General features: G+C 56.9%; 10 protein-coding genes. 5 read left to right on the forward strand and 5 right to left on the reverse strand.

Annotated elements, in window-relative coordinates; genetic code table 11:
- Positions 1 to 6 precede the first annotated feature (6 nt).
- Genes PA598K_RS00320 through PA598K_RS00330 form a run of 3 tightly spaced genes read right to left on the reverse strand, consistent with a single transcriptional unit; the run spans position 7 to position 3,699 of the window.
- Complete coding sequence (locus PA598K_RS00320) at positions 7 to 1,155, reverse strand: Ger(x)C family spore germination protein (protein ID WP_185601354.1); 1,149 nt, start codon at positions 1,153 to 1,155, stop codon at positions 7 to 9.
- The gene (locus tag PA598K_RS00325) at positions 1,152 to 2,615 is read right to left on the reverse strand and encodes a spore germination protein (protein ID WP_128654935.1); all 1,464 of its coding nucleotides are present in this window, start codon (positions 2,613 to 2,615) and stop codon (positions 1,152 to 1,154) included. Before PA598K_RS00325 ends, PA598K_RS00320 begins: the two co-directional genes overlap by 4 nt.
- Positions 2,599 to 3,699 (reverse strand): GerAB/ArcD/ProY family transporter, encoded by a 1,101-nt coding sequence (locus tag PA598K_RS00330; RefSeq protein ID WP_185601355.1) that lies wholly within the window; start codon positions 3,697 to 3,699, stop codon positions 2,599 to 2,601. Before PA598K_RS00330 ends, PA598K_RS00325 begins: the two co-directional genes overlap by 17 nt.
- Positions 3,700 to 4,022: 323 nt before the next feature.
- Here PA598K_RS00330 and PA598K_RS00335 point away from each other — a divergent pair, with 323 nt between their 5' ends.
- Positions 4,023 to 8,390 (forward strand): Ig-like domain-containing protein, encoded by a 4,368-nt coding sequence (locus PA598K_RS00335; protein WP_128654937.1) that lies wholly within the window; start codon positions 4,023 to 4,025, stop codon positions 8,388 to 8,390.
- Positions 8,391 to 8,427: 37 nt separating this feature from the next.
- On the opposite strand, the gene PA598K_RS00340 is transcribed toward PA598K_RS00335, so the two are convergent.
- On the reverse strand, positions 8,428 to 10,053 hold the full coding sequence (locus tag PA598K_RS00340) for a response regulator transcription factor (RefSeq protein ID WP_128654938.1): 1,626 nt from the start codon (positions 10,051 to 10,053) through the stop codon (positions 8,428 to 8,430).
- Positions 10,050 to 11,831, reverse strand: a complete 1,782-nt coding sequence (locus PA598K_RS00345; protein ID WP_260405200.1) for a sensor histidine kinase — start codon at positions 11,829 to 11,831, stop codon at positions 10,050 to 10,052. Before PA598K_RS00345 ends, PA598K_RS00340 begins: the two co-directional genes overlap by 4 nt.
- Before the next feature lie 240 nt (positions 11,832 to 12,071).
- Here PA598K_RS00345 and PA598K_RS00350 point away from each other — a divergent pair, with 240 nt between their 5' ends.
- The 4 genes from PA598K_RS00350 (at position 12,072) to PA598K_RS00365 (ending at position 20,170) form a co-directional block, all read left to right on the forward strand.
- Complete coding sequence (locus tag PA598K_RS00350; protein WP_128654940.1) at positions 12,072 to 13,418, forward strand: ABC transporter substrate-binding protein; 1,347 nt, start codon at positions 12,072 to 12,074, stop codon at positions 13,416 to 13,418.
- Positions 13,419 to 13,503: 85 nt separating this feature from the next.
- Complete coding sequence (locus PA598K_RS00355; RefSeq protein WP_128654941.1) at positions 13,504 to 14,442, forward strand: carbohydrate ABC transporter permease; 939 nt, start codon at positions 13,504 to 13,506, stop codon at positions 14,440 to 14,442.
- A gap of 13 nt (positions 14,443 to 14,455) precedes the next feature.
- Entirely contained in the window at positions 14,456 to 15,295 is an 840-nt protein-coding gene (locus PA598K_RS00360; protein WP_128654942.1) for a carbohydrate ABC transporter permease, read from the forward strand.
- Between the two features lie 126 nt (positions 15,296 to 15,421).
- Positions 15,422 to 20,170: a family 16 glycoside hydrolase gene (locus PA598K_RS00365; RefSeq protein WP_128654943.1), complete on the forward strand. Its 4,749-nt coding sequence runs from the start codon at positions 15,422 to 15,424 to the stop codon at positions 20,168 to 20,170.
- Positions 20,171 to 20,180: the final 10 nt, after the last annotated feature.

Raw genomic sequence — 20,180 nt, forward strand, 5'->3', positions numbered from 1 at the left:
ATCGCATTAATCCACCAGCAATTCGTACTTGCCAGTATGCGTCAACGCTACCTTGACGTTGACCGCGCCCAGCGATTGTGGGGTGAGCCGCAGCCCTCCCTGTTGCTCCCGCTCGCGCCATAGCTGATTTTGCTGCCGGTACAGCTCATGCTCCAGGTTGCACATGTCGATATTCTTCTCGAGTCCCTCCGCATAGCTGCGCCGAATATCGCTGGCAACGGCCTCTGCCGCAGCTGCCTCTATCTCTTCTACAGTCATCGGTTCAATCAATTCCAGCAGATTGGCTTGCAACTGGACAGCAATGTCGAACACCGGCTCTCCGCGTGGCCCCACCTTCGCCGTAATGCTAGGCTTCGGTCTTCCGCCTGCCAGCATCGCCCTAACACGATTCCCTTCCTTTAAGGTAATGGGGGAACGGACCGTCGACTTTTCCAGCCATCGCAAGCCAGTAGTCTGAGCCCGGGAGAAGCTGGCGCTTTGCTTATGCGGGCCAATAGCAGTTATGCCGTCGATCTCCAGCATTGGCTTGGGCTTGCCGTCCTCCAGCCATTGTCGCTTGTTGGCTGACAGCCGCGGAATCATCACGGTGGCGCCTTCATCCTTGTAGAGCCTGATGAAGTATTGGAAATCAATGGGCTTAATATAGGAAGCCTGCATGTAATTGCTGATCGGATAATGCATGACAGAGTCCATGGGCGACTGGTTAAAAAACGGCTTGAGCTTCAGCAGCTCCGGGAACTTCTCCCTTGTACTGTAAAGCCACAGCCCATAGCGCAGCTCCCGGTAGCGATTGAGCACCTCGATTACCGGATCTATTCCTTTGTGCACCAAGGCTTCGCTGAACACGATCCCTGTCACATGTCCCCAAAAAATCCGCTTTTCCGAAGTGTTGTATAAGTCATGAAATGCCCCGTTCAGCGTTGGCCCTTGGCCGATGCCAACCCAGACGGCAGTTGGTGGCATTGGCGATCCGTTCGAGGTTGACAAGGTAGAGAAATCAACCATCTGGGCGTAGACAACATACTGCCTGTCTTCGTAATCGATGCCAATGGCGGAGATGAAGTTCATGTCCTTAATGTTGCGAAAATCCCAGCAGCCCCCGAGCAGCCAGGGCAGCACACAGGCTGCAAGCATCATGACAGCTGCACGTTTCATTCGCTCCGCTCTCCTTGCCTCGTGTTGTCGATCGGCTTCAGCAGCCGCGAGCGCTGATTCATCTTCTTCCATGGCAGCCGCAGCATGGCGGTCAGCAGTCCCTTAAATGACAGCGGAGAGATCGGTGCCAGATACGGCATCCCGAAGGAACGCAAATTCGCCAAATAAAGGAGGATGAGAAACAGCGATCCCAAAAATCCATACATGCCCATCAAGGAAGCGCCAGCCAGTACAAAAATTCTTAGCAAGGCTACTGCGCCGCTTAAGGACTGATTAACTAAAATAAAGGTGGATAGCGTCGAAATCGCAGCAATAACAACGAGCGCAGGCGAGGTCAAGCCCGCCCGAATAGCCGATTCTCCGATGATTAGCCCTCCGACAACTGCGAGGGTTTGCCCGATCGCCTTGGGCAAGCGCGCACCTGCCTCTCGCAAGATCTCGAACAGAGCCAAAATCATGAAAGCTTCTGTTGGCACCGACATCGGCACCCCTTGCCTGGACACGATGACGGTCGACAGCAGGCTCAACGGGAATTGCTCCTGATGATAATTAAGCAGCGCTACCCAGAAGCCAATGAGGAAGATCGACACAAGCAGCCCGAACAGGCGGGCAATCCGCTCGAAGGCAACAAATACATACGGTGCGTGGGCATCCTCCGATGACTTGAGCAGCAGAGAAAAGTTGGCTGGTGCGATGATCGCATTCGCCGAGCCATCCACAAGCAAGGCAATCCGCCCGCGCACGAGGCAATCCACAACGAAGTCGGGACGTCCGCTGTAATCGAGCAACGGAAACATCGAATAGGGCCTGTCGGAAATAAGCTCCTCCAATTGCGCGCCGCTGATCAAGGCATCGATCTTGATGTCTCTGATGCGTTCCCTCGCTTCATGGACCAGCTCCGGATTGGCAATATCCTTGATGTACAGCAGCGTGACTCGAGTGTGGCTGCGCTGGCCCAGCTCGAACTGCTCCATGCATAGCGAGGTGGAGCGCATTCTCCTGCGGACGAGCGCGGCATTGACGCCGATATCTTCGACGAAGCCGTCACGCGGCCCTCGGATCGAAGCCTCTGTATTCGTCTCATCAGGCGACCGCTTCGGGAGGCAGGCAAGGTCCATACGGTATAGCAATTGCCGCTGCTCCACGAACAGGATCGCTTGGCCGGAGAATACTAGGTCGGCGATCAGCGCTTCCTTTTCCTCTCCCTGCTCTGTTATTTCAACTGGCTGCATAAGCGGCAACAGCGGCAGCGCGGTAACCGACGCATCTTCATCGTGGATTGTGAGCAGACGGTTCAAGGCGGCGTTGTCAATCATCCCCGGACTGAATAGCAGCAGCGCCTCGAACGAATCTTCACCGTTCTGCAATGTGCAGGCCTGCACCTCTACATCAGCATTCAATTGGAACCAGCGGAGCAGCCGATCATTGGTGAGCTTGTCTTTGCTAGTTTTGTTTGGCATATTTCTTACCTCCCCGCCTCGCCCAACTCAGTAGGGCGACGCAGCAGATTGTAGCTACCACGACAATCAGCGAGCCCGGAAATAGATATCGAGTGGCAAAGTTGAAGTATTGGACATCCGAATAGGGCTTCCACAAGACGGCTCCCCCTACCGTAAGGCAGCAGACGAGCTGCGTAATCGTCAGCCGCTTGCCGGAGTGGGCCCCCAGCAACTCTCCCAACAAGCACAGTGTTAAGGCCAGTCGAATGAAGGAGCTCGCCAGCCATTGGTAGACAGCCAGAAAATCCAGATGCTCAATGAATTTATCGATGCGGACGAGCCGCCACTCTTCAAAAAAGACGTAGAGCTGCTTGGCAGCCTCATCAGGGCCAAATAATGCGACGGCCTGGATCGTGATGCCGGACAGGCTCACTGCAAGGATAAGGACGATGCCCGCCATATGTCTGGCTCGCAGCGGTCCCTTCATATGATGGGCCAGCAGCAGGAGGATAGTGGCGTCAACAAATCCCGAGGCCCCCATCAGGGCGCCGCGCCACACAGGTGACATACCGAATTCCAACATCGGCGCCAAATAGCGAAAGTCGCTATTGGACATATTTATGATTAACAGTCCTAAGCTCAGCAACAGCGAGAGCGGCAACAGTATTCCTGCCGTAATAGCGATTGCTTGAACGCCGCAATACGCTGCGGCAAAGGCAAATATCAAATACATAGCGACGATTGCCCATGCTGGCGTCATCGGCATATAGACAGCTTTGGCCCAGCCGACGGATGTCTTCAAGACATGGATGGCCAGGAGGCTCAGATAGAGGCCCAGAGGTACACAGATAGCCGCCGCCACTATGCGCCCGTATCGATCAGCCAGCCACTGCTTCAGACTCGCTTGCCCCAATCGCCTCATAATAAAACCAATCAGGGCCAGCCATACCGCCAAAAAAACGGATGCGACCAACGCACTTATCCACACATCTCGTTTGGCTGAATTGACCATCGCATTAAGCACCATAATTTGCCCTGCCAAACCAGAGAACATTATATATAGCATGGCTGCCTGCAACGGGCCTATTCGTCTTGCTGCCTTCATATCGCACATCCATTCTCAACTTCATGATTCTTATATAATTTGCCATTAGGACCAATAGTATGCGATGTGAATGGCGATAGAGATCGTGGGGGAGGAGGGAGATCAGGCCCTTGCCGTGTACAGCCATTTCTTACGAAATAGATGTATTTGTTTATGATGTCCTGGTGAAAAGCGAAAAGACACGTCGCTCCGATTCTATCAAATGTTGCAGCTTCATCATTGAAAAGTGCATGTCCTGGCGGTAACAGGCTGTGATAAATTAGGAGACGTACTTGACCTTTGTCGATATGATAACGGTTACAAAAAAGTGAGGAGGCTTCAAAGTGAGAAAATGGACGGTTAAAATTGGCTTGATCGTCATGTCCGCCATGCTGGCCATAGGCGTGCTGCCGCCCTTCGGGCTGCCGCAGGCGGCTGCGGATGCGACCACAGTGGAGGTGCGGCTGGACGGCAACGACATCCCGGCTGACAGTGTCAATGGCCATACCTTCAAGGGCTTCGGCGTCCTGAGCGCGAACAGCACAAGCGCTCTGCTGATGGACTACAAATCGGAGCAGCCGGAGGCGTATGCCCAGATGCTGCGCATCCTGTTCGGCGGGGATCATCCGATCATGACGCATGTCAAGATCGAGATGGGCAACGACCGCAACAACTCGACCGGCCCCGATCCGGCTACGATGCGCACGGCAGACGAGGAGGCCAATGTCGCCAGACACCCGGGCTTCCAGCTTGCCGCCGATGCCAAAAGGATCAATCCCGACCTGAAGGTGAGCATCCTGCGCTGGAGCGCGCCGGCATGGGCGGATAACAACAACGACATGATCTACACCTGGTACAAACAGACGATTCTGGCCGCCTATCGTGAATACGGTTACATGGCGGACTACGTCAACCCGCATATTAACGAGCATGCGCCGGATTTGGCCTGGAGCAAGCAATATGCTGCGCGGGTCAAGTCGGACAATACGGGGTTTGCAAACGAGCTGGAGCAGACGCTGTACAACCGGATCCAGACGGTCATCTCGGACGAGGTGGGGACAGGCTCGTTCGGCGCTGCGATGGTGAGCGATGCTTCCTTGCGGGAGGCGGTGCCGATCGCGGCATTCCACTACAATACCGACGACGATCGCGAGGGCAACTTCAAGCGGCTGGCGGATCAGTACGACATTGAGGTGTGGAACAGTGAAGCGCAGGCAACCTTTAGCAACAGCGCCTTCCGTCCGAACAACAACACCAAGGACCCTTCGGTAGAGGGCACCGGTATCGGCGGGACGGGCAGCGCGTTGGAGATGGGCAACACGATTATCAAAGGCTTCGTCAACTCGCGTCGCACGCACTTCATCTATCAGCCGGCGATCGGCTCCTTCTACGAGGGCGGCCAATATTCCTTCAAGGAGCTGCTAAGCGCCCGCGATCCATGGTCGGGCTGGGTACATTACGATGCCGGGCTGGATGTGCTGCGTCATTTCAGCTCCTTTGCCCGGATCGGCTGGGAGAATGAAGACAACACGGCAGGCATCTGGCGGACCGTGACGGCGGCCAGCTCCACTGGCGCGACAGGCACCAATCCGGTCAATGGCCGCAATGGGCTGCCGAACTATATGACTCTGGCGGCTCCGGACAAGAGCGACTTCTCGACCGTCATCGTCAATGATAGCGAATATCCAAGAACGTACAAAATTCAAGCAGTCAATATGACCTATGAGGGCACGCCGTCGCTAGCCGTATGGGAGACGCGCGCGGCGGACGAGGGCCAGGCCTTCAATCGCAATTATTTGACCTACCTCGGACAGACTGACGCAGATGGAGATGGTGTCTATACGGTACAGATCAAGCCGTACTCGATCGCAACCGTGACGACGCTCGCGCAGGACGCGATCGAGGCGGAGCCGCTCCCTGTAGAGGGCGAGCGCATCGTGCTCGATACGGACGAGACGGGAGCTGTTCGCGATACGACGGACAACATCCTGTATGCCGATGATTTCGACTATCGCGGCCAGACTGTGCCAGTCATCGGGCCAGACGGGCAGATCGTCGGCCAGCAGGATTATGTCGCCTCGCGCGGCGGCTCCCAGAGCGTCATCCCGCGCTATACGCATGATCGCAACGGGGCCTTCGAAGCCTATCTCGACGAACAGACGCAGAACTACGTGCTCCGGCAGCAGCTCGATCGGGATAAGATGAGTCTGGGCGGCACCTGGAACGGCGGCGATCCCGTGACGGCGATCGGCGACAACCGCTGGACGAACTACCGAGCGAGCGTCGATGTCTCGTTCGAGACGAACAACACCTATGGCGGCAACAATTACGCCGCGATCGGCGCCCGCTATCAGGGGGGCGGCAGCTCGCACCAGCTTGGCGGTACGCCTTATGTGCTCAAGTTCTGGTTCGACGGGGGCTGGCAGCTGCTGATCAATGGCGCTGCGGCGGCCAGCGGCAACGTAGCAAGCGGAACGGGCGGCGTCAAGATCGATAGCTTCGATACAGCATACGACGCTTGGCATAACCTTGCCATCCAGGTCGCAGGCAACCGCATCACGGCGTATGTGGATGACGTCCAAGTAGCCAGCTATACGGACGCCAGTCCCAAGCTGTCCGGTCGCGTCGATCTGGGGAGCGGTTACTATCATGTCCGCTTCGACAATCTGCGGGTGGAGAAGGTCGATGGCTATATTCCGTACTATACGGAGCTGCTCGACGATCTCGAGATGTATGACTTGACAGCATCGCGCGCGACCAAGCTGGTATACAACGATCAGTGGGATCGTCGCAACGGACAAGGGATGTATCATTACCAGCGGTCGCTGTCGACGAGCCAGGGCGCTGGTGCGACGCTGCAGTATACATTCGCTGGCACGGGCCTGGATATCCTCGGTCCGAATAGCGGCACTGCCGTGCTGGAGGCAACAGTAGACGGAGAGATCGTCGTCATGTCCGCCCCGACGCTCGCCTCAAGAGAGCTGTATCAGACCTACGCCTTGCGCGGTCTGGCGGATAGAGAACATACAGTCCAGATCCGTGTCGTTAGCGGCACGCTCGTGGTGGATGCGATCGGCATCGTGTCTGGTCATGCGACAGGGACGCCGGAGCTGGGCAAGCTGCAGGCGGCGCTGACCGAGGCGCAGGACGTCGAGATCGAGGAGGAGTATCTCGCGAGCGACTGGGCGATGTTCGTAGCAGCCAGAGCGGCTGTGCGCGAGGCGCTGGACGATCCGGCCGCTTATGGACTGGATCAGGAGGGTAGCGATCAGCTGGCTGCGCGGCTGACTGCCGCACAGGCTCAGTTGGCGATGGGAGATATACGCTCGCTGGCCTCGCCGCATTATGCGGCGGCCTATGTCGGAGACTCGCCGAATCTGCCGACGCAGGTCGAGGCGACGCATGAGGACGGTACGACCTCGATGGTGGGCGTCAACTGGGAGCTGAGCGATGTCAGCTTGGATACGCCTTACCAGACCGTCACGGTTACCGGTACGTACGGCAACTTGCAGACGACCGCCTATATCGAGGTGGTACCCAAGGATATTCGGTATTTCGTAGACGTCAACGGCACCGCACAGGCGCTCGGGTCCGTCTCGCCGGCCTATCGCTCGGTGGCGGCGCTGGCTGAGGCGTCGGGCAAGCCGTTGCTCAACGATGCGCCAGACCGGGTCTACGACGCCGACGCAGGCTGGGGCCATAGCGCTATCAGCGCGAGCGGCGCTGCCCAGACTGTATCCTACAAGGGGATCGTCGCCGGACCGTACAGCAAGCAGACGACGACAGGCATCTATACCAACAATGCCAACGGCTCCACGCTGGTGTACACCTTTGGCGACCTGCCCGCCGGCCACTATACGCTGACGCTCGGCACCTACAGCTGGTGGACGAGCAACGCGCGGACGGAGCAAGTATATCTGGAGGTTGACGGACGGAGCGAGCTGGTGGACACCATTGTGCTGAACACCGCTTCCTATGATGTCGTCAAGGGCTATACGTTTACGCTGGATCAGGCAGGGGAGGTCAAGCTGAAGCTGGTCGCCACATCACAGGCTCAGTCGCCGATGCTGTCCTTTGTCGGCGTGGCGAGGATCGCGGAAGACGAGGAGCCTGACGCGCAACCGCTGTATTTGTCGGGACCCGAGAGCGCGCTGGCCAACGAGATCTTTGACGCGACGCTTGGTCTGAATGCAGGGACGGCGCGTCCATACGGACTGGACTTTACGATTCATTATGATCCGGAGCATATCGACTATGTGTCCTCCGAGGTGCTCAAGGCGGGCTTCACGCTGGTGGATCAGTCGCCCGCGCCTGGCAAGCTGCGGGTGCTGGCTGTCGATCTTGAGCCAGGGGAGGCCGATGCGGCATTGACTGCGCTATTGCAGCTCCAGTTTCAGGCAAAGGCGCGCTCGGAGTCGGTCATTAGCCATATCTCCGTATCCGACATCGTCATTGCGGATGCCGCAGGCACAGAGAGAGAGGTGGCGGAGCCGCTGACGCACAGTATTGAGCTCCTCGCGCATGCCCCTGGGGATCTGAACGGCGACGGCAAGCTCGGGATCGGCGACCTCGCGCTGATGGCGTCCGTCTATTATGGCAAGACGTCGGCCGACGCCGATTGGCAGACCTACCGAAGAGCCGATCTCACCGGCGACGGCAAGATCGACATCGAGGACCTGCGCAAGCTTGCGCAGATGATATTGAGCACGTAGCCGGCAATAGAGCCGAATAAGGATGTCCGAGGGCACGCTAGAGGCTGCCCTCGGACATTTCCGCTTCGACGCGCTGGAGAAATTCTCGCGGAGACACGCCTTCCACCTTTTTGAACACCTTGCTGAAATAAAATGCGCTGTCGTAGCCAAGCTTTTGCGAGATTTCGTAAATGCGGCCTTCGCCTCGCAGCATCATTTCCTTGGCTGCGGCCATTTTGGTCTCGGTGATATATTCCACAAAATTTATTTTGGCCACCTTCGAGAAGAGATGGCTCAAGTAATTGGGACTGAAGTTGAAGACGTCGGCCACATGGTTCAGCGTTAATTTGACGTTCAGATTGCGCTTGATATATTCCTGCACATGGCTTACGACCTGGGTCTTGTAGCTCTGCTTGCGGGTGGATAGCATCGCGCAGCAGCCATCCCGGAGTCGGGTCAGCCAGGCGATGACGTCCTCGATCGCATGCATCTGATAGATGCCGCGATAGCTCTCCGGTTCGCTGGCGAAGATCTGCTCGACGATGTCCTTGCCGTCCGCCAGCAGAGAGGTAGCCATAAACAGCACGCTGCATGCGGCGTCGATCGCCGGTACGAGCGCATCCTGCCGTCCTTCGAACGTATCGATCAGCTTCGTGATGAGGGTATGAAGCGCCCGGATATCGATCTCCTCGAACGCGCGGCGCATCTCCTGACGCATCGCGGAGAAGTCGAACAGCGTCTCGGCAGCCGTCGCTTCGTTGCGCGAATAAAATACGAACGCTTGCTGACGGACTGCCTCGGGCAACGCTTGACGCGCGACCTGGTAGCTGTCCCGGATGAGATAAGGGTCCTCAACGGCGTAGCCGATGGAGCCCATGATCGTCACATTAAAGTAGTTGCGCAGGATAAGGGCCATATGCTCCAGCAGCTTGCCAATATCGGGCACCCAGACGTTCGCATCGGTCGTAGGAACGGGCAACGTGACGGCGAAGTTGCGCAAATCCAGGCTGGTCACGAAGCAAGGTCTGTCGGTCTGCAGCGTGCTTTTGGCCATTTGCAGCGTGCTGCTGCAGAAGGCAACCAGCTTGTCTCCCTGGGGAGGCACGCTGCTCGGTTCGACGATCCGGCAAATGCACACCGCATACGCGGGCTCCGACAAGTCGATCGAAAGGTCGTTCTTATGAAGATTGTATTGATGTTGATTTTCGAACAGGTTATGGAACAGTCGGATGAAAAATTTGTCGCGTTGCGCATTCAAATTGCTCCGGTAATCCAGCGATGGATGTTGCTCCAACGCACGGTAATCGTCCAGCATGGCAGATGCCTTGACGATCGAATCGGCGAGCGCCTGCGGCGTCAGCTCCAGCTTGATCAGATAGTCGGCCGCTTGCACCTCTACGGCGGCGCGGGCGTATTCGAATTCCTCATAGCTGGTCAGGATGATGAAAAACGGGATTCGACCGTGTTTTTTGCGAACGCTCCCTGCAACCTCCAATCCGCTTTTGACCGGCATCTTAATATCCGTAATGACGATATCGGGCTGCAGCGTGTCGATCATTTCCTCCGCCTGGCCGCCGTTTTGCGCGGTGCCGACAATTTCAATATTGTATTGCTCCCATTTGAGCATCGATTGCAGGCCGATGCATACCAACGGCTCGTCATCGGCAATCAATAGTTTGATCATGATTTTTCCCCCTGCACAGGCAATAGAATGAACATTTTTGTGTAATGCGAAACTTCGCTTGCAATGGATAAGCCATATTTGTCGCCAAACGCGAGCCGCAGACGCTCGTGTACGCTGCGCAAGCCAGTATGGGCGAGGATGCCGGAGGCGTCGGCAGGCTGCTCCGACAGGATAGCATCGATTTTGTCCTGCGCGATGCCGATCCCGTTATCCTCTACCGTAATGAGCAGATCTAATGCGCCGCTTCGTTCGATACGTATGTTGATGCGACCGCTGCTCCCTTTGGGCTCGATCCCGTGGAAGATAGCGTTCTCGACGATCGGCTGCAGGGTGAAGCGCGGGATGAGGCAGACTAGCATATCCTGAGAGACACTCATCTGCTCCATCGCAATCATGCTGCCGTAGCGGTATTTCTGGATCAGGAAATAATCGTCCAGCAAAGCCAACTCCTCCTCGAGCGGAACCAGATTGCGACTGTCCTTGGCAATGTTGCGCAGCAGTCGGGACAACGAAGTCGTCATCTCCGCGATCCCGGAGGCGTTCTGGATCGTCGCCATCCATTTGATGGAGTTCAGCGTATTGTAGAGGAAATGCGGGTTAATCTGACTTTGCAGCATCCGGTATTCGAGCTCTTGCTTCTGCTTCTCGTCCGCTACCCGCGTCTCCATGAGCGCGACGATGTCCTGCGACAGCCGATTGATGCCTCGGCCCACGTCGCCCAATTCGTTGTCCCATTCGATCATGCGGTCGACAAAAAAATGGCCCTGGGCGATTTTATCCATTCGCTTCTTGAGCTTCTCCACCGGATTGCTGATCGTGCGGGTCAAATAAACGGTGATCATGCCACCCGCGGCGAGAACGAGGCAGGCTACGCCGAGCATGAGCAAAATCCATACATTGGATAACGAGATCAACTCCTCTGTCGCCAGCGTCTGCGTCAGCGCTACGTCGCCTATGACTGGATAGGATACGGCGATCCGGCTTGCTCCGTCCCCAGTCTCCATCCGGGACACCACAGTGTTGGAGCCCGTAGAATAATCATTGATGAAAGCGGTGTCAATGTTATCAAAAACAACCGCCTCGATCTCGTCTCCGTTAATCGCATAATGCGTGCCGCCGAGCGTCAGCAGCAGCTGCGAGCCGGAGGGCAGAGCGTAGCCGTACAGCTTATCTGTAATAACCGAAGTGCTGGCAAGCAGATACACGGTCCCTACGGAGGAGGCCTTGTCATAGATCGGGAAGATGACGGGGATAACCTTGGCATTGGAGAACGGGTCCTGGATAATCCGTCCCCATTGCTCCGTCGCATCCTTATGGATGTCTGCCAGCAGAGGCAAGCTGTGAATGTTCAAAGGCCGCGACGTACTGCTCGCAAGATTGTCCACCTGCAGAAATTTGCTGCCGTTATCCGTTGCGATCAGTCGACGTACATAACTGTTGGAGAGGTTGGCGCGGAAGTCCTCCTGCATGGACGCGTACACGCGGATCGCATCCATCGCGCTTGCGCTCTCCGATGTGAAGTAATCGACTAACAGCGTATTGGTGGCAGAGTTGGCGCTGTTCTTCATCACATGGGCGGACAGATTGATAAGATCCTTTTCGATAATATGAGCCACGAGCTGAAGATTGAACTCTGCCGCCTGCACCGCTGTCTTGCGCTGAAAATACGAGATCATCTCGTAGCTGAAGATCGACAGGAGCGAAGCCGTCAACAGGGCAAATACGGTCATAATCAATATAATGCGGCGTTTAATCGTTGCATGTCTAAGCTTCCTCAAGCGTAAGCACTCCTTTGTATACGTTAACAATACCATAATTAGCGCTGCTGCAAGAAGCAGACGAATAAAAAACAAACGATAGTGCATGTTTTGAATATAATTTTGCAGGAAGCAATCTGAAAACGCTTCAAAAGATGAAGAAAGTGAAGGATTAGCCGTTAAAATTGTATCCCCTTCCATCGAATTATGCACTAAACTTTATTGTAGATTCACAAATCGCCAGGAAAAGGGGACTGTAACATGAGATTCAAAAAGACATGGGGAATGGGACTGACCGTAATGCTCGCAGCGGGGATGCTGGCAGGATGCGGCGGCAACAATAACGGCGGAACGCCGGCGCCGGAGAAGACGCCGGCAAACTCCACAAATACGGCTAACGCCCCGGCGGAGAAAGGCGATGAGCCTGTTACCTTGAAGTGGGCGCTCTGGGATTGGGAAGCAACCGCTTACTATGAGCCGCTGATCAAAGCGTATACCGATGCGAATCCTCACGTCACGATTGAATATGTCGATCTGGGCTCCACGGATTACATGACGATGCTCAGCACGCAGTTGTCCGGCGGAGCCGACCTGGACGTGCTGACGATCAAGGATATTCCCGGCTACGCCAACCTGGTCAAGCAAAATCACCTGGAGCCGCTGAACGGCTTTATCGGCGACAGCGGCATCGACAAAGCCGCCTATGGCGGTACGGTAGAGCAGATTCAGGTCAATGACGAAGTGTACGCGCTCCCGTTCCGCAGCGATTTCTGGCTGATCTATTACAACAAGGATCTGTTCGACAAGGCTGGCGTGCCTTATCCGACCAATGATATGACCTTCGACCAATACGAAGAGATCGCCAGAAGCGTCACTTCGGGCTCAGGCGCTGAGAAAGTATACGGCGCCCATCATCACACCTGGCGCAGCGCCGTGCAGTTGTTCGGCATTTTGGACGGACAGCACTCGGTCGTTGACGGCAATTACGATTTCCTGAAGCCGACCTACGAGCGCGCGCTCAAGATGCAGGATGACGGCATCATTATGGACTACGCCACGCTCAAAACGTCCAGCACCCATTACTCTGGCGTATTCTACAACAACTCCGTCGCCACGCTCAACATGGGCAGCTGGTTTATCGCAACGCAGATCGAGAAGGTCAAAAGCGGCGAATCCGCTGCCGTGAACTGGGGCATCGTGAAGTATCCGCATCCGGACGGCGTGGAGCCGGGGACGACGCTGGGTACGATTACGTCGCTGGCAGTGAATCAGAAATCCGCCAAAAAAGAAGCGGCGCTTGACTTCCTGAAGTTCGTAACAGGCGACGAGGGCGCAGCGGTCATCGCTTCGACCGGTACGATTCCGGCGATCAAAAATGCTGAGGTTCTCGATTCGATCGCCAGCATCGACGGCTTCCCGACGGACGAGAACAGCAAGGAAGCGCTGAACACGGCCAAAACGTACCTGGAAATGCCGATCCATGAGAAAAGCGCGGATATCGAAGTCATTCTGAACGAAAACCACGACAACATCATGACCAAAAACACAAGCATCGACCAAGGGCTGGCGGACATGAACAAACGCGTAGAGCTCATACTGGGCAACTAAATTTTTGCGGGGCGGGCGTCAGCCCGCCTCTTTCAAAAGAAAAAGAGCAAGCGGGATGCGTACGAGAAGGTTTGGAGGGAAAAGCATGCAGACAGAAACGAAGCCGGTTACGCAGAAAGTCGGCAAACCGCGGCTATCGAAGGGAATCAGGGATCATCTGGTGGCGTACAGCTTTATTGCGCCTAACTTTATCGGCTTTGCCTTGTTTACGCTAGTGCCGATGATTTTTGCGGTTATTCTTGCATTTGTGAAATGGGACGGTTCCAATCCGATGAACTTTGTCGGTATTGATAATTTTATACGGCTTGTGAAGGATACGACCTTTCATAAAGCGCTCTGGAACACGGTCGTTTACACGGTTGGCGTCGTGCCGCTGACGATGGCGTGCGCGCTTGGGCTGGCGATTTTGCTTAATCAGAAGCTCTTCGGGCGGAATTTTATGCGCACGGCGTTTTTCTTCCCGTACGTCGCTTCGCTGGTCGCCGTAGCAGCGGTGTGGAACTTTATCTTCAGTCCGACGATGGGGCCGCTCAACAACCTGCTCCATCTGCTGACCGGCATCCCGATCGAGGATCTGCCGCGCTGGGCGGCCGACAAGGACTGGGCGATGTTCACCGTTGTCTTGTTCACGGTATGGAAAAACATGGGCTACTACATGGTCATCTACCTCGCCGGACTGCAAGGCGTCAATCCCGAGCTGTACGAGGCTGCCGAGCTTGACGGGGCAGGGGGCTGGAAGCGATTCGTCAATGTGACGATCCCGCAGCTCGCGCCGACGACCTTCTTTGTCCTGATGATCCTGGTCATCAATTCGTTCAAGGTATACGACATCTTCATCAACCTGTTTGCCGGTGCGGATAACCAGCTGAATGACTCGACAAGGGTGTTGGTGTATCAGATCTATAATACCGCCTTCCGATCGCTGGATTACGGTTACGCCAATGCCATGGCCATCGTGTTGTTCCTGATCGTCATGGGCATCACGATCATCCAGTTCCGCGGCGAAAAAAGATACGGTCAATAGGAGGAGACAGAAGATGGTTGGACCCCAAAAGAAATTCCGCGCAGGCTGGAAGATGCTTGCATACCTTGCGCTGATCGCGGTGTCGATCGGCATGATCGTCCCGTATATCTGGATGCTGTCGTCGTCGTTCAAGTTGAATAAGGATGTCTTCGCCTTTCCGATGGTGTGGATCCCGGACAATATCCGCTGGCAAAACTATGTCGACATCTGGACGCGGATTCCGCTAGGCACCTTTATCTACAATACAGCCAAGCTATCGGTTATCGTCACCTTGCTGCAATTGCTCACCTCCAGCTTCGCCGCCTATGCCTTCGCCAAGCTGCGATTCAGAGGGAGGAACCTGTTGTTCCTCGCCTATATCGCCACGATCGCAATTCCGTGGCAGGCCTATATGGTGCCGCAATTCATCCTGATGCGCGAGCTTGGCCTCAACAACACGCATCTGGCGATTATTTTCCTGCAGGCGTTCTCGGCCTTTGGCGTGTTCCTGATGCGCCAGTTTTACCAAGGCATCCCGGATGAGCTATGCGAGGCCGCGCGGATCGACGGCTTGAGCGAGTACGGCATCTGGGCGCGTCTGATGCTGCCGCTCTCCAAGCCGGCGTTGTCGACGCTGACGATCTTTACATTCGTGTCGACCTGGAACGACTTCCTCGGACCGATGATCTATCTGACCAAGACGGAGCTGAAGACGATCCAGATCGGCTTGCGGATGTTCATCTCGCAATATTCGGCGGAATACGGACTCATCATGGCGGCCAGCGTCGTCTCGATCATCCCGGTGTTGATCATCTTCCTGGCGCTCCAAAAAAACTTCGTGCAAGGCGTCGCTTCTTCAGGTATAAAAGGATAGAATACAAGCGTGTAAGGCTGGATGGGCTGCGTCATGCGGCCGATCCATTCCTGCGCGTATCCGTATTGAAGCTTTGTGTATGCGCTTACAAAATTTTGAAATTACTTGATGAGGAAGTGAACTTCATTGACAACGCTCAAAAAATTCACGGCAGCATGGACCGCCATCTGTATGGCGCTCATCCTGCTCGCATCGCTTGCTCCTGCCGGTTCCGGCGGTATCGCCCATGCGGAAGAGAGCACCAGCACGGTATTGTTCCAGGATGATTTCTCCGCTGCGGCCCTTTCTTCGAGCTGGAGCGTGCTGACCGGTACATATGGCGTTCAGAGCGGGATCCTGAATGCGACGAGCACAGACGCCGTCATCCTGGCTGGCGAGTCGTCATGGCGGGATTACGCAGCGGAGGCTCAGGTGCGGATCCATGCCAACGGCGGCTACGCCGGCATCGTATTCCGGGCGCTGGACAATCGGAACAACTACTGGCTAAGACTGTACAGACCCGCCTCGGGCTCGACTCAGGTGCAGCTCATCCGGCGGGTCAACGGATCGGCTACCGTCCTGGCCTCCGCTAACCAGACGTTGTCGATCAACCAATGGTATGATCTCAAGGTCGTGGCGATCGGCAGTCAACTCCAGGGCTACCTGAACAATGTCAAGGTGATCGACCATACGGATACGCAGTATGCGTCGGGCAAGGTCGGCCTGCAAAATCTGACGCAAACGATGTCGGCGGACAATGTCGTCGTGACCGAAATCAAGGCGACGCTCGAGGATGGCACGAAGCTGCCGGCTTCATACGACCCGGTTGTGGTCGCGACCTTGACGGGGCAGCAGCCGGCGATGCCGCAGACGATCAGCGGCGTAGCGTATGACAATTCAACAATCGATGAGATTCATGTCGACTGGAGCATGCCGGCGGAGGCCGATTATTCGCAAGTGTTGGCCCCTGCGATCGAGGTGACGGGGACCGCATATTTGAAGGTGGGGGCCGAGCAGACGAGACATGAGCTGGCCGAGCCGGTGCATGCCTATGTAGAGGTGGTGCCTCCCGATCTGAGATACTTTATCGATGCGGGCGCCGGCGCGCCGCATATCTATCAAGCGGTCAAGGCGCTTGCGGGCGACGAATTGCTCAACGCCTCCGCCAATGCGGCGTACGATGCGTCGTCGGGGTGGGGCTATGTCGCGCGGACCAGCGCGGGCGCGAACAGCGCCATCATCAACAAGTCGGAGCAGTCCGACCTCGACAAAAACGCGACCGGCATCATGATCGACGGCGGCGACCCGCTGTCCACGCTCTCCTACAAGCTCGATGGGCTGGAGGGCGGCAAAAGCTACCGATTCAGCTCCTATCATCGTCTGTGGTGGAGCAATGAGATGCCGATCAAAATCGCCATCGACTACATGCTCGGCGGCAAAAAGGTGTCCCATATCGTCAATCGTCTCCATCTGGATCATGCCGGACATTCCCGGCTCGTCACCTACGATCTCGAGCTGCCCGAGGGCGCAACCGACGTGACCTACGTCCTGACCAACGCGGGCTCTTATACGGACGGCCCGGGGTCAGGCAAGACGAACAAAAACGCAGCGATCAGCTGGTTGGCCGTGCAGGAGCTGGCAGGTGCGGCGCAGCCGATGACGTATGCCTCGCTAGGCGGCTTGGCCGGTCAAAATACCGATGTCTGGTTCGACACGAGCGGCGTCCCGATCCAAGCGCATGGCGGACAGGTCGTCTGGGTGGAGCATGTATCCTGGAACGGCAATGTACCGGCCTATACGGATAGCCCGTCGGACGAGGACGGCGCCTGGCTATGGGTGGGGGAGGACAAGACCTACGGGGGACGGCCAATCGGCGGCATCCACACCTATGTGTCCAAGGATCTCTACAATTGGGTGGACATGGGCATCGCGTTGTACCCGCATCGCGTATTCCCGATGGAGAAAACAGCGAATGGCTCTGGCGTCCAGTTCAGCGATAGCCAGCTTGCGGCCTTGAAGGCCCGCGCGATGGGGACGGCGGGCGTCGGCGTGAACGAAATGGGCGAGCCGTTATCCCGGTTCGACATCGACTATGCCCGCGATTTCCTGCAGGCGTATGTCGATACGAGCGTCCATCCCGACTATAGCCGCAGCGACGACGCAGCCTTCGACTACACATCCGCAACCTACGACGAGGCCAATCTGCGACTCGCCTTCGATCGCACGTATGCCTACTACTCGATTATGGAACGTCCCAAGATGCTGTACAACGATACGACGAAGCAGTATGTCCTCGTCTATCATGTCGACGGCCCTTCGGACGCTCGCATCCTGGAGTTCTACGATACGCTGAAGAACAGCCCGATGGTCGTCACAGCAGCCAGCCGTTACAGCCGGGCGCAGATGGGCTTCGCCGTATCGGACTCGCCATTCGGCCCGTTCAAGCTGGTCAACGCCCAACGTATGAATTATGTCGAAGGGCGCTACGACAGCAGTCCGGGGATGGCGCGCGACATGACGGTGTTCAAGGACGACGATGGCAAGGCGTACGCCATCTACTCCAGCGAGGAAAATCGCTACACGTACATCTCGCTGCTGAACGACGATTATACGGCCCCCCTCAAAAACGGCACAGAGGGCTTCGGCGAAACGTTCACGGGCCGCGTATTCACGGATATGAATCGGGAAGCGCCGGCGGTGTTCAAATATAACGGCGATTATTATTTCATTACGTCCGGTACGACGGGCTGGGACCCCAATCCCTCGATCGCCTACCGCGCCAATCATATCTTCGGCAATACGACAGACGGCGGCCAGACGTTTACGGCGTATACGAACCTGGGCAACCCGTTCCCGAACGACAGCTCCAACACGTCGTATCGCTCACAGTCGACGGCGGTTATCCCATACGATCCCGAGAACGGACTGTTCATCTATATGGGCGACCGTTGGATCCAGCGCGCGCTGGATACGTCGGGTTATGTATGGACGCCGATCCGTATCACCGATGACGGAGCCCGGATCGAGGGCCAGACTGTGAGCGACTGGAAGCTGGAGTCGCTTGATGCGCTCGCGCCGCTACAGGTGCTGGAGGGCGGCGAGCATGCCGTCAAGCTGGGCGAAGCGTTGGAATTGCCCGAGACGCTGAAGGTGAAGCAAGGCTCTGCGGTGTATGACGGGGTGCCCGTCAGCTGGGATCCAGCGAGCTTGGCGGCGGCCAGTCTGAGACTGGGAACGGCAGAGGTGCAAGGCACGCTGGGCGGAAGCTCCGCCGTGGCCGGTCTGACCGTCCGCGTCGACGTTGCCGTAGCGCTCCCGGACCATATGATCTATTTCGTCAGCCCGTCCTCTGCTGCTGTGGCGCAGTACGCGCAGTTGGTCGCCGACTATACGGCTGCTACGGGCCAGCAGCTCCGGCATAGCGACGCGGAGCAAAGCTACGATCCCGCGAGCGGCAGAACCTGGGGCTACACTGGCACGAACAGCATCCTCCGCTCCAATAGCACGGATATCTACCAAAGCTTGCGTTATGTCAATACGACCAGCACCAGGGAGCTGACCTACAAGTTCGACCTTGAGGCGGGCGAATACCATGTCTACCTCGGCTTTTATGACCCGTGGTTCTCGTCCTCCCAATCGAACCGCGTCGTCAGCACCTCCATCAACGGGACGACGGTGGAGACGGGCAGGGTCATCAACGGCTCCTACGAGACTGCGGCCCACCCGAATATCGCCATGGACGCAGACGGAACGATGGAGATCGTCGTATCCCCGGACAGGACAGGCAGCAATACCGACGTGCAGCTGAGCTGGATCATCATCGCCAAGACGACAGCGGATGCGGAGCCGACAACGGACAAGGCGGCGCTGCAAGCGTTGTATGACGAGCTGCGGGATAAGCCAAACGCCAACTACACGACAGCAAGCTGGAGCGTCTTCCTGAGCGCGCTGACGGGAGCGCAGGCGGTGCTCCAGAATGAAACGGCAACCCAGCAGCAGGCGGATGACGCGCTTCAAACGCTTCGAGCTGCGGCGGACGGGCTGGAGACGAAGCCTCCGGTGGACAACCCGCTGTACATGACGGGAGCGGAGAGCGTCGTAACCGGGCAAGTCTTTGAGGTAACGATCGGGTTGGGATCCTTTAGCGAGAGCGTATACGCGCATGATTTCACAGTCCTCTATGATCCGGCGCAGGTGGAATATATCGGAGCGGAAGCGTTGAAGGACGGCTTTGCGATCCTGGATCAGACGGTCTCGGACGGCCAGATCCGTTTCCTGGCCAGCGATACGCAGCCGGTGGAAGCGAATGGCGAGCCTACGGCGCTGCTGAAGCTGCAGTTCCGTGCGATGGCATTGTCTGAGACTGCGGCAAGCGCCATGACGCTGACGGATGTCATATTGGCAGACGCTTCGGGTACCGAGATGGCGGTAGAGGAGCCGGTAACGTACAGCTTCGATATCGAGGCAGTGATCAAAGACGCGCTGCATACGGCGATATCCAGTGCGACCGCGCTGCATGACTCTGCCGTCGAGGGGCAGCAGGCAGGGCAATATCCGAGCGGCTCGAAGGCAACGCTGTGGCAGGCAATTCAGGCCGCGGTGGCTACGCAGGCGAATGAAGCGGCAACGCAGGAGATGGTCGATCAGGCGGTACAGGCACTGAGCGTAGCGGCGCAGACCTTCGAAGCGCTGGCGATCACGCTGGCGCCGGGCGATCTGAACGGCGACGGCAAGCTCGGCGTCGGAGATCTGGCGTTGATGGCCGCCGCATACTACGGCAGATCGAGCAGCGACACGGACTGGGACGCTTACAAGAAAGGCGATCTGAACGGCGACGGCGTCATCGATATCGCCGACCTGCGCAAGCTGGCGCAAGGGATCATGGGCAGGATCTAGCGAGGGGGAT

This window comes from Paenibacillus sp. 598K, from assembly GCF_003851045.1.
In the GTDB taxonomy this organism is placed as follows: Bacteria; Bacillota; Bacilli; order Paenibacillales; family Paenibacillaceae; genus Paenibacillus_D.

Bases quoted from the DNA above. Each gene is read 5' to 3' on its own strand.
- PA598K_RS00320 (WP_185601354.1), bottom strand. From the start codon at position 1,155: ATGAAACGTGCAGCTGTCATGATGCTTGCAGCCTGTGTGCTGCCCTGG.
- PA598K_RS00325 (WP_128654935.1), bottom strand. From the start codon at position 2,615: ATGCCAAACAAAACTAGCAAAGACAAGCTCACCAATGATCGGCTGCTC.
- PA598K_RS00330 (WP_185601355.1), bottom strand. From the start codon at position 3,699: ATGAAGGCAGCAAGACGAATAGGCCCGTTGCAGGCAGCCATGCTATAT.
- PA598K_RS00340 (WP_128654938.1), bottom strand. From the start codon at position 10,053: ATGATCAAACTATTGATTGCCGATGACGAGCCGTTGGTATGCATCGGC.
- PA598K_RS00350 (WP_128654940.1), top strand. From the start codon at position 12,072: ATGAGATTCAAAAAGACATGGGGAATGGGACTGACCGTAATGCTCGCA.
- PA598K_RS00355 (WP_128654941.1), top strand. From the start codon at position 13,504: ATGCAGACAGAAACGAAGCCGGTTACGCAGAAAGTCGGCAAACCGCGG.
- PA598K_RS00360 (WP_128654942.1), top strand. From the start codon at position 14,456: ATGGTTGGACCCCAAAAGAAATTCCGCGCAGGCTGGAAGATGCTTGCA.